11 protein-coding genes are annotated in these 11,866 nt (G+C 44.4%); 3 read left to right on the top strand and 8 right to left on the bottom strand.

The features are described from left to right. Positions 1–88: 88 nt before the first annotated feature. Together ACJJIY_RS07250 and ACJJIY_RS07245 are read left to right on the top strand one after the other, a co-directional pair. A complete protein-coding gene (locus ACJJIY_RS07250; protein WP_445359368.1) occupies positions 89–1,177 on the top strand; it encodes a hypothetical protein in 1,089 nt (362 codons plus the stop codon). A 128-nt stretch (positions 1,178–1,305) separates the two neighbouring features. Next, entirely contained in the window at positions 1,306–1,581 is a 276-nt protein-coding gene (locus ACJJIY_RS07245; protein ID WP_444959227.1) for a hypothetical protein, read from the top strand. Positions 1,582–1,643: 62 nt separating this feature from the next. Here ACJJIY_RS07245 and ACJJIY_RS07240 read toward each other — a convergent pair whose 3' ends face one another. From ACJJIY_RS07240 to pepB, 5 genes are all read right to left on the bottom strand, one after another. Next, positions 1,644–2,360: a CARDB domain-containing protein gene (locus ACJJIY_RS07240; protein WP_445359367.1), complete on the bottom strand. Its 717-nt coding sequence runs from the start codon at positions 2,358–2,360 to the stop codon at positions 1,644–1,646. Positions 2,361–2,652: 292 nt separating this feature from the next. Then, the gene (locus tag ACJJIY_RS07235) at positions 2,653–3,699 is read right to left on the bottom strand and encodes a DUF3667 domain-containing protein (protein WP_445359366.1); all 1,047 of its coding nucleotides are present in this window, start codon (positions 3,697–3,699) and stop codon (positions 2,653–2,655) included. 67 nt (positions 3,700–3,766) lie between these two features. Then, positions 3,767–4,921, bottom strand: coding sequence for a DUF3667 domain-containing protein (locus ACJJIY_RS07230; RefSeq protein ID WP_445359365.1), 1,155 nt, complete (start codon positions 4,919–4,921; stop codon positions 3,767–3,769). 233 nt (positions 4,922–5,154) lie between these two features. Continuing rightward, positions 5,155–6,309, bottom strand: coding sequence for a DUF3667 domain-containing protein (locus ACJJIY_RS07225; RefSeq protein ID WP_444895344.1), 1,155 nt, complete (start codon positions 6,307–6,309; stop codon positions 5,155–5,157). A 232-nt stretch (positions 6,310–6,541) separates the two neighbouring features. Continuing rightward, positions 6,542–7,831, bottom strand: a complete 1,290-nt coding sequence (pepB, locus tag ACJJIY_RS07220; protein ID WP_444895345.1) for an aminopeptidase PepB — start codon at positions 7,829–7,831, stop codon at positions 6,542–6,544. A gap of 357 nt (positions 7,832–8,188) precedes the next feature. Between pepB and ACJJIY_RS07215 the strand changes: the two genes are divergently transcribed. Then, positions 8,189–9,415 carry a tetratricopeptide repeat protein gene (locus ACJJIY_RS07215; protein ID WP_444895346.1) on the top strand — a complete coding sequence of 409 codons (1,227 nt, stop codon included), beginning with the start codon at positions 8,189–8,191 and terminating at the stop codon, positions 9,413–9,415. Positions 9,416–9,421: 6 nt separating this feature from the next. Here ACJJIY_RS07215 and ACJJIY_RS07210 read toward each other — a convergent pair whose 3' ends face one another. From ACJJIY_RS07210 to ACJJIY_RS07200, 3 genes are read right to left on the bottom strand one after another with little or no spacing between them, the layout of a single operon-like run. After that, positions 9,422–9,787, bottom strand: coding sequence for a thiol-disulfide oxidoreductase DCC family protein (locus ACJJIY_RS07210; protein WP_444895347.1), 366 nt, complete (start codon positions 9,785–9,787; stop codon positions 9,422–9,424). A gap of 34 nt (positions 9,788–9,821) precedes the next feature. Further along, positions 9,822–10,289, bottom strand: a complete 468-nt coding sequence (locus ACJJIY_RS07205) for a cupin domain-containing protein (protein ID WP_413664211.1) — start codon at positions 10,287–10,289, stop codon at positions 9,822–9,824. Positions 10,290–10,342: 53 nt separating this feature from the next. Continuing rightward, complete coding sequence (locus tag ACJJIY_RS07200; RefSeq protein WP_413664210.1) at positions 10,343–11,746, bottom strand: rhomboid family intramembrane serine protease; 1,404 nt, start codon at positions 11,744–11,746, stop codon at positions 10,343–10,345. Positions 11,747–11,866 lie beyond the last annotated feature (120 nt).

Genomic DNA, 11,866 nt, shown 5'->3' with positions numbered 1-11,866 from the left:
ACACTAATTTCCCAATCTATAAAAAACAACTTATTACTCCAAAAGTACCAATACCTAAAGCACAAGAAATACAGTAAGGATGTATTAAATGGCGTTACAGAAGTCCCCCGGACAAAAAAGAAAATCGATGGTGCGTACAGTATGTATTTTAGTTTTCCTTATTCTGACTTACTTTCTGTCAAACTATTACTCTCGTGCCAACAATGAATCATTAAGTTGGGTCGAAAATCATCAAGCTCTAGATGCTGAAGTAGTAGCGTTAAGAGAGGAGGAAGAAGAGTACCGGGGCCGCAAAGGTAAAAAGCGCTATCGTACAAATTACTATATTGACTATCAGTTTAACTATGAAGATGAGGACTTTGAATCCTCCGCAGAGGTTTCAAAAGGAATTTATAGTCAATATGAACAAGGTCAACCTATCGAAGTATGGTTTCCAGAGGGCGACATCTACGGTCATGTATTGGCGCAGAATGCTCAAAGAGATATCGAAAGTAACACACCTGTAGGAAACCTGATTCAAGCAGCACCTATCACTATAGGTATCTGCCTCGTCTTATATTGGATTTTAAGCTTCTTGTTTGTAAGGGAATCAAAAAAAGCACTACCCGAGGGCTTTTATACTGAGACGTCCTGGCTTGATATTGATGATAACTACCTCGTCGCCTTAGAAGGAGATGAACTCGTCTATTTTGATATCCCGAAAAAGCAGGCTTTAACTGCTCAATCTGCCTACCAAGCGGGGAAATCCCCTGAAGAAATATATCACTTGTGTAAACCTGAGACCGCAGCCCGAATCCCTCTCAATGAAATAAGTTCACTTAGCAGTGACCACAATTCGGATGTAATAACTATCAAGCACGGGGGTAAGACCTATTCTGTTGAGTTCTTAAATCAAACAGTAAAAGCGCACGCATTAGAACGTATCGAGAAACAACTACCTGAGACAATGGATTATCAGCATATTCAGCGGTCTCGTTTGCAAGCCACCCTACCGTCACTTGTGATAGCAATACTGTTAATAGGCCTTATCTACTGGCTTGACTCATTTATTTTCCGTGCGATAGTTGGTTTTATTGGGCTAACCTCTGTGGCCCCGAATCTTTTGTCCAAATTAATTAGTCCGACAGAGACACGCCTCTGGGAGAAAGTCGAAGAAACCTCTGTAGAGCACGCATAGTGCAGAAGATGGCCAGCTTCAGCTGGCCGCTTTAATAGAGCTATCTGTTGCTCATAATCAAGCTCAGCTATACTGTCCCCAGAATAAACATAACGTCAGTCTGAAGACCCATTGGGATAGCGGAGATTATGAACTTCTCTTCATTAGCTTTTGCCATGCTCACCACAGCTACTACTCCTAATAGTTGCACAGATGGTATCGCTTTACTCCGTGGAGTAACAGCCATTGCCGCTGAATACCCTTGGCTGAGTGCAGATAAAAAAGATTATATAGTCCGAGACTACCCACGAATGTATCTCGTTCTACCTAAAATACCCGGGGAGCAAACAGTCGGTAGTGAACAGCCTAATGCTGCGGTGGATAAAGAAAGCTGCCAGGTTATTAATGTATTTCTTTCGAGCTAATCTTATTTAATATCTCAAAGCTCCCTACGGCTTAGTTCCGGGAGCTTCTCCCCTATCTACTACTACCCTTGCTCGGCATAAGTCAGTGTATTGTTATTTTCGTTACACTCATCGACGAGATTGGTAAAGTCAGCAGTTACCTCTAAAACCGCATCCGGATCAAAAACCCAGTAACCCAAAGTAAATACAATACTTACAGTGCCACCTGCTGGAACTGCAGGCGTCGCCTGTACATCATTGGCTAGCGTATCAATATCTAAAAGGCGAGCCTGGCTGATTGGCGCTGCCAGAGCACCTATATTAGTGATATCGACCACGATAATGGATTGCCCGGTTCCAGGATTCCAGATCGGATCATAGATTTGGCTCACTATCAGGTCAGGTTTATTACATACACACAGACACATATAGTGATCATCTTCTTTGACACCATAAGGAGTTCCGACATAGCAAACCGGTTTATCGTCAAACTGATTACCGTATAGCCAGTGAGATGATGGGTCATTGACAGGTTTCTCGATTATTTCAGGGTCGCGAGTTACCTTACAAACACTGGTAGATTCAAAATCATCTATCAGGTCAGTAGCAACCTCTGACTCAGGCACCCCTCCAACCCAAATTGCACAAGTCCGACGACATGTCAGTGGACCCTGTCCCTGCCAATAATTTGGAAACCAACCCGCTTCATAGTTTTGCATACTTAAATCTTGAATTGGATCTGCATAACTGCTAGAAGCTAAAATCCCTAAGATAACTACACGCAATATAGATTTAAACATAACGCCCTCCATTTAAGTGAATACACCTATAAATTTACCCATTCCAGATTCATGTAACTTAGACTGAATTTATGGGCAGAGCGATTGTAAACTGTGCTTAATGAATATCTATGGAGACAGTAAAATTCTGGCGGGCATTAATTTTGCTTGCTATTGAATGAAAACAAAAAACAAACACCTTCAAACCGCGTATTTCTAATAACAATTAGAATAGAAATCCATCTATCATACAATTATAAATAGCAAAATAACGCAACTGAATCAAGAATCACAAATTGGAATAACTAGAAATTTATAATTTAGCCAAACTATAAAATGCTGCCATTACCGTACAGAGTATAATTAGTGGCAGATAAACAAAATTTAAAACCGAGTATTTAATACAGGTCGAGACCCACCCCTCTTTATAAATATTCTTTTGCATCAATAGTAAATTTATTGGCATCCAAAGGAAAAGCAGTAGCAAAACCCCATAACATAAAATTTCCATCCAGAACAAAGGCTCAACAAATTCTTGCAAGAGAAAAATAGCAGTTCCTAGCAGCAACGTTAGGCTCACATAGGCATGGCTATGGAGCGATACAATAACATGCTCCATATACAATTTTTCTCTACACGCATAAAGTACCCACAATATACCTGAGTATATTGGCAGCATAAGTAACAGCATTGTAGGAAGAGATCCGAAGAAAGCCTTAGCAAAGATTGTAGGGTTTTCCGACACTCGCTCAATATTACTTCTCGCCTTTTTGAATTCGATATCAAACCAATGACGCCATGACTGCGGCATAAATTCTACGGTATAGACTTTTTTTTCAAAAATTGAGAGTACCCGATTAAAAGATATCGACCATACTTCTTGCTTATTTTCTGCTCCACGAATGTCCAATTTCCTGCCACCAGGTAAATCCCAGTCAAATTGTTTTTCTGTCTCACCTGTGGACGACGGAGCCATTTTGGCGGCAACATTATCGCTAGTGCGGATAGGCTGCTCTTGAGCAATACTCCAATCACTACTAATACGAATCAGAAAAAAGGCGCTTACGCAAAGAAAGATAAACAACTTTACCGGGCTTACATATCGTGCTCGCCTTCCAGATAAGTATTCTATCGTTAAAAATCCTGGAGATAACAGTAAAGCCGGCAGGGTTCTCCACAAGCGTGAATCAAATGCCACAAGGGTATTTAGAAAGTCTCTAATTACACTTGATAAGCGTCTCACAATACCTTCTGCTGACTGTCCACAGCCATAACAGAAATGCCCCAATAAAATTGTATTACAGTTAGAGCAATAATCTTGCCTCCCTACCGAGGCTTCCTTTCGACTTTTAATACCCACTATATCTTCCGATTATATATAACTGTAAACTTTAAATGTCCATCAATTTATATCGCTAAAACTGTTATTACAATCCAGCCAAGCTCCAAACGATGGCAAAAACCGCTCCAATTGATAATAGACACAAGTAAGCCATCCCCAATACTGAATATTTACAAAAGGTTACAAACCAGCCTTGCCTATATATACGCTTTTGCATCCAAAGGAGATAAACCAGAACCCAAAAAATCAATAAGGTTATCAGGGCCTCTAAAGCTAATGTTATAGGAGTATACCCAGCCATGTTAACACTTAGCACGTATAAGATATTTCCAATCAGGATACTTAGAAATATAAAAGCATGACTATGTAAAGCTACAATTAAGTGCTCCATATATAATCGACGCTTAAAGATATAGAGCACCCATAACATCATGGCAAACATTGGCAACATAATTAACAGTGCATAAGGAAGCGTCTTAAGAAATGCTTTCTTGAACCGATTTGGATTTTCAGTAACTTGTTTAATATTCTGGTTGGCATTTTCAATCTTGGCATCCATCCAGTCTTGCATGGGCTTTGGCAGGCCTTTGATATCCATTCTTATTAATTTATTATCTGGATCATTGGCTGATGACTGCCAAACTGGCTCCGAATCCTCTTGGGAAATTATTCGCCCCTCATTACTGCCTTTAGCAATCTCATTTTTAATACCTCTTTTAATACCCTCTTCAACCTCCTCTTTAGCTTCGATAAGACTTACTTCAGCCTTCTTAATTTCTTCTAGCAGGCCTTTTCGTTCAGGAGTTTCAGTATGTACTGGCCGATCCCCCTGCAAAAGGAGGTCGACACCCGATGCTTCTAACTGAGGTCCTTCGTTTGAAGCATCAGCATCCATAAAATTGATTGTCCAGTCTCCACTCAAACGAGTTACAAAAAGACTGGTGATACAGAGAAAAATAAATAGCCGTACAGGACTTACATATCGAACACGACGACCAGAAAAATACTCTGTTGTTAAAAACCCTGGTCGGAAAAATAGCGCAGGTATGGTTTTCCATGTTCTGGAGTCAAATGCCAACAAGGTATCTAAGAAATCACCGATTACAGATGAAAAATGCCGCACTATACCTTTAACGGGCTGACCACAAGCATAACAATGGGGACCTAACAGCTGTGTACAGCAGTTTGCGCACTTATTATCTTCATTACAAACACTTGCTATTGATGTCGTACTACTCAAGACCTACTTCCTTCGACATTCCCTTTAACTACTTCCCACCAGTAATCCGAAAGTCCAAATTTCTGAACTGAATTACGGATATTAAAATTTGCAATACAATATTCTGAATATAGACGGTGCTGCGAGCGAACTCCTTAGCTTTAATAACTTAACATCTAAACAGCACAGTTTCACCAACACCAACCATTAAACGCTTATGCGTTTAATGGTTGGAATCCTATTAGGATATATCCTTATAACTCTGCCAGGCTCCAAAATACAGTAAGAGCCGCACCAACAGATAATAAAACTAGATAGGCTAACCCCAAAAAAGAATACTTAAACAAGGTCATGATCCAACCCTGCTGATATACACGCTTTTGCATCCAAAAAAGATATACAGGAACCCAAAGAACTAATAGTGCCATCAGGCTATTGAGAGATGAGGATATAAATGCGTATCCTTCCAGTTGGCTGCTAATACTATAAAACAGGTTGCCAATCAGAATACTCAGGCAGATAAAAGCCTGGCTGTGTAACGCTACAATCAGGTGCTCCATATAAAGTCTGCGTTTAAAGACGTAAAGCACCCACAGCATCATGGCAAATATTGGCAGTATGACTATAAGAGTTGACGGAAGAGCTCCCAAGAATGCTTTTTTGAAACGATTTGGATCATCAGTCACCCTTTCTACATTTTTATGGGCGCTCTCTACCTTACGGTTAACCCAATCTTCTAATGGTTTGGGAAGCCAATCAACTTGAAGAAACTCTCTATCTAACTCACTAATAGTCTCATTCAATCCTGAGGCCAGTTCCTCTTTAGAAAGGTTTTCCGATCCATTCTGGCCTCCATCAATCTCACTTAAATCTTCATTGAGTTTATGCAAACCACCGGTAAGCTTCTCTTGTTCGCTAATCAGATTTTTCTCAACATCTTCCAAAACAGCGACAGCATAACTATTGTTAACGTGCTTTTCTTTGCCTTTTCGAATATCTTCGATGGCGTCGTTATAACCTTGGCTCGCTTTTTCAACATCGACTGACTCAACGTCTACATTTCCAAAATTAATAGCCCAATCACTATTTATCTGGGTTACAAAGAAGCTGGTGATACATAGAAAGATAAACAAGCGTACAGGGCTGACATAACGCACCCGTCGACCAGAGAAATACTCAGCGGTTAAAAATCCAGGTCTAAAAAACAGAGAGGGTATTGTTTTCCATGTGCGGGAATCAAAAGCAAGCAGGGTATCAAAAAAGTCTCCAATTACTGAGGAGAAATGACGAACCATGCCTTTAACCGGCTGACCACAGGCGTAGCAATGGGGCCCCAATAGCTCTGCATGACAATTGGCACAATGGTTTGGATTATAATCCGAATTATTTGTAGAGGTTGCAGTGCTCATTACCGCTCACCGAATCACTGATTATCTTATTTACCTGGCAAAAGCTTCCAGGCCCAAGTATCTGCTAACGAACCAGAACCGAAATACCTCAATTAGCAGAACCCTACTAATATCCCGAATATCAGCTGGAGTACAATTTTTTTAATGACTTATAGGTATTAAGGGAGAGGTAAAAGAAACGCGCCGACTATTAGGCGCGTTTCGAAGGGAATTTGGCATAAATTGCCGGTTGCTAATTATCCAAAAGGAAGCGTGCAATTGTACGCAGGCCGTGCCCTTTAGCACCTGGCGCCCACTGATCATTGCCACTGGTCTGGTAAGAGCCGGAAAGGTCCATATGCACCCAATTGCGACCTTCATCCCGTACAAAGCGCGCCAGGAAGGAGGCTGCCGTAGATGCACCAGGACTTCCCTCAATACCAACATTGGCGATATCGGCAAAATTGGACGGGGTTTGCTCAAGGTGGAAACGCTCTAAAGGCAGTCTCCACGCCTTTTCATTTTCCTCAGAAGCTGCAGACAATACCTTTTGGGCTGCTTCATCTTCAAAACTAAAGACAGAGTTGAAATCCCGACCTACAGCCATCTTTGCTGCACCGGTCAGAGTAGCGGCATCCAATAACCAGCGAGGCTCTTCTTCCGAAGCTGCAATTAAACCATCGGCCAGCACCAGGCGCCCTTCAGCATCGGTATTCAGTATTTCTACACTCACTCCGTTTTTATATTTAATAATATCGCCCAATTTAAAGGCATGACCGGAGATCAGATTTTCTGCGCAGCAGAGATAGAGTTTGACCCGCTTGTTGAGACCTCTGGCTATTGCAAGAGCCAAACCTCCAGTTACCATGGCCGCGCCACCCATATCGGATTTCATTGTGGCCATGTTGTTGGAAGGCTTAATGCTGTAGCCGCCGGAGTCAAAAGTAATTCCTTTACCTACCAAACACATATCAACCGGCGCCTGGTCATCACCCGTCGGGTTGAAGTCCACTTGTAACATCACGGGCTCACGTACACTACCACGCCCAACGTTGTGGATACCGACAAACCCTTCACGCAGCAGGTCATCCCCGGCAACTATACGGTAAGTTACCGCACTGGGAGCCAGCTTTTGCAGCATTTCTGCAGCGCTCTCCGCCAATACACGCGGAGACACATCATCAGGAGTACCATTAGTAATTTCACGAACCCAGCGACTGGCATTTTCACGGGCGGCGAGTTCTTTTAACTCGGCGCTGTCATCAGTCCCCCAGTCAATTTTGTTGGATTTACGCGGGTTAAAAAAACCTGCCCAAAATGCCCAGCGGCTTTCAATGCTCCAGCTTTCTCCTTTGAGGACAACATCGTTGACCCCCATACCATCGAGCTTTCGGGCAGCTCGCTGCGCTGCAACCAACACAGCGCCTTTCGCAGCGCTAATATGAATATTGGCAGCGCTACCATCAAAGCTCAGCAGTGCTGATTCTCCCCAGGGTTCCGGCGCAAAGCCCTCAACCAAATGAATATGCATAGCCTTTGTCATACAACACCTATTTTGAAACTTGTGTACCAATTTTATCGGTATTTCTCCTGCATTCTAACAGGACATTAAAAATACTTGATGATTGCACCGCAACCGAGTCGACAGATAAACTGTGAACCACGACAAAATAACTATTAAGTAGAGAAATTCGTTAGGGAAGAATAAATGGCTGATTCCTGCCACTATCACACTAGCAAGACTGCATCCTGGCAGTGCCAGCCCTGCAACCGTCAGTTCTGTGGCGAGTGTATTCCCGGATCCAGCGCAAATTATCACGAGCAAGGGCCCGACTGTCCCCTCTGCCGGAAGAGCCTGGAATATATTGGGGCCAGTAACAGTGCAAAACCATTTTGGCAGATGGGGCTGTTTTATTTCCTCTATGCCCTCAAACCAGGTCCATTAACTCTGATGGCGGTAGCCGCTGCCGGAAGCCTGGCAATTACCTCCATTGGGCTTCTCAGCCTCATTGCATTAGTGGCAGTTGTGGCGGTGGTAGTCCGTTACAACCTTTTAGTGATTGAAAAGCTCGCCGCAGGCCAACGGGAAGCCCCGGCTCTTACGGAGGCCCTGGACGGAAATGGGGCTGTATTACTCCTCAAAGTCGTCGGAATGACGCTGATTGCAATATTTGTCGGTTACAAACTTGTGCAATCTACCGGCAGCCTTGGAGTTTTAGCTATTTATATGGCAGTGCTTTCTTTTTTAACGCCAGCTTCTATGATTGCCCTGGCTATCACACACAGCTTGAAGGCAGCAATCAATCCACTTAAGTTACTTGAATTTACTTTGGTTATAGGCTGGCCTTATTGGTTGTTATTAATTATTACTAATGTCATATCTTTCGCTCCAACCATTTTAATGGCTATTGTTAGCGACAAGCTTCCCTCCTGGGCAATTATGCCAACAACAGCAGCTACTGTTACTTACTTTTACATAGTCTCAAGTGCAGTAATGGGTTATATCTGCTTGACTCGACAACAAAAACTCGGGGTAGCTGCACTGTACGAAGATGACGACAATTACTTAGAGGAAAATGAATTCCTATGTAAACGAGCTCAGGCAGAAGCACAAATATTTTTGCGTGAAGGAGATTTCACTAGCGCTCGTCAGGCTTTAGTCGAGGGACTGCGCCGCTTTCCTAGCGACGAAATACTAAACGAACGCTATTACCGTCTGTTATTAGCAACCAAAGATAAAAAAGCCCTACTGGAGCTGGGGCCACATCTTTTAGAGAAATTTGTACAGATAAATCGTCCACACAAAGCGGCGGAGCTTTATATAGCTACAGAGCCCACTCCAGCTGTGCGCAAGTCTGAAGTTCGCCACGCTATCGCGCAGGTACTATATCATCAACATAAATACCAACTTGCTGCACAACTATTAAATAATCTACACAAAGAAGCCTATCCACAGCTTGACGCCGCCTACCTGTTATTAGCTCAAGTCTATATCGATGGATTAGGCCGGGAAGACTTAGCAAAAAAACTGCTTCACTTTCTCCGACAGAAATTCCCCGACAGCGCCTTTCGCTCTCAGATCAACACCTTGTGGAACGTATTAAACTCGACAGCAGATATACATTGAGCACGACTACCAGTGCTTGAAAGCTCGATTCCAGAGATACAACCCTCTTGCAAAAATATTGTAAAGGATATTTAGGCACCACCTCAGGCCAGGGAGCTTCGACACCTTGGCCTTCCACAATTCCTTGGGGGAGTTCTCCCAAATCGTAATAAAAGCTTCGTAGCCTACTTTCAGATTTCCATCCGCATCCAATACATGCAACCGCTCACGGACAAACTCTAAATCTGTATTCAGTTCCTTCGCTTTATCTTCATCAATATGAACATCCTCCCAATCCACTTGGCAGGAGTTGGACTTTTTCTTTTGTGCTGAAATTCCTGCGTTACAGACTGGACAAGCAGAATTATAAAAAACCCGAATCTTTTCAGGCATAAGCTAAAAATCCACTCTTTTCTACCGGCGAAAACTACTTCGGGTGGTCAATATCATCGCGGTTCACCAACTCCCAAGGTAAACCACTATTTCGGTAGATCCGCTGATTTTTTTCTGGGTAGTCGGCAACATCATGTTGCAGTCGCTGGCCTACAACTATGCAACGCAAGGTCACTTCTCCCACATTGCGCATCACATGAGCTGGGCCGCCAGCGGGGTAGCCAATAAAATCCCCTGCAGAAACCTGGTGGTGATCGTCACCAATACGCACCTCGGCCCTACCCTCCAGGATATAAACACATTCGTCTTCAAAATAGTGACAATGGAATTCTGTGGATTCATAACCTGGCTCGATTTCAATCATATGGAAACCAAAGCCGGATATGCCGGTAAGATCACCCAGGGACTTGTTTTTACGCACCGCATTGGCATTGAGGAAATGTACCTTGCGCTCCCCCTCCATCCCTGCAATTTCGGTCCCGGTCAAAATATAGCGACTCACTCTGCCCCCAATACATTACTTAATTATTTATAAGACATACCGAATTATGTTCTTCAACCTGAGGCAGCCATATCTTGGGTCATCTCTTTCACCTCGCGCGCGCGGCCTTCCTCACCCAGGCGACGATAGTAATTGACCAGAACCATTCCCAGCTTCGGAATCAAGGGGTGATTCACTCGCTGCTGTTTCAAGTGGCGCAGTAATTCCTCTAGCCACGGCCAGTCCTTTTCCTCCGCTGCACGCCGTGCCATCAATAAGTTTGCCTTTCCGGTGAGCGCCTTTGGACTTTTTGTTGCCGCCAAGTAGCGGCGATAGCCACTTGCCAGGGTATGGCCATCGATCTGCAGATTTCCTGCCTGGGCAAATAAAGCGAGATTGGCCCGGTGGTAACCTTCACTCTCTGGCGCCGCTGAGGTCAGTTCTATATAGCGCTCAATCAGTGTTAACGCCTGTGGATATTGCCGCACCGCTGAGGCTGCCGCTTCAGTGGCTTCCAGGATTTTTCCCTCTTCCAAAAAACGATCAATCCGCGCCAAGGCTACCCTTTGGGGGGACGGGGCCTCCTCTTCCTCCGGCATAGGTTCCACCATCGGGCGCCAATACAACACCGCCAAAGTCAGGGCAAAACCCGCAAGTAAACCACCAGTATGGGCCCAGTAGGCAATGCTGGCATCTCCATACAAATAACCGAAAATCTCTTTACCCAACCACAGCGGTAACACCAGCAGCGCCGGTGCACTGAATTCGCCAAACATGAAACCAATGGTGTAAAAGAAACGTAGCCGGCGCACACCGTAAACCGCGACGAACATGCCCATAATTGCCGAGACCGCACCGGAGGCACCCACCATCGGTACATGACTGCCGGACTCCACCAGCACATGCAGACCTGCTGCCGCCAATCCTCCCACCAGGTAGAGCCCTATAAACCACAACCCTCCCAGGGCTAGTTCAACAGACAAGCCAAACAACAGCAGAAACACCATATTGCCTATAAGGTGATCCCAGCTTCCGTGTAGAAACATATGGCCAAAGGCCCCAGCAATACTCGGGTCTGCCGGTATCAGCCCCAGTGCGTTGCTACTGACCCTATCCCGCAGTTGGGCAAACTCCTGCCTCTGTCGTAACCACTCGGTCTCACCCTCTGCTTCGAGCTTCGGCAACAGCCAGTGGTGGAACTCAGGGTTACCGAGGGATTCCCGGTAAAAAAACTCTTCCCCTTCCACACCCATCTGAGCTCTCCACTCTGGGTGCATTTCATTGACATACACAAGAAAGCGTTGCTCCTCGAGGTCCGGTAAGTCACTCTCAAAATAGTAATCTTCAGCTTCCTGCCAGCGTGCTTCATCCCCCCCTTGATAGAAAACAAACATCAGCAAGTTAAGGGCAATCAACGCAAAACACATTAATGGCGGCCGGCGCCAGTCGGGTTTGTTTTGGATGGGGATGATCAGCACGGGCTTCCCTTATTGTGATTTCATCAGCGCCCTGTGAGAAAACGCAGTAACACCGGTAAATGAACTTGCACCAACACAAAGGCCAGTGGGCTGAAAATACTATGAAATCCCGGAGGTGTC

The sequence above is a fragment of the Microbulbifer maximicatervae (SeqCode) genome (assembly GCF_052468155.1).
Note: the sequence above shows the minus strand (reverse complement) of the source record. Positions and strands in the feature narration are given on the sequence as shown.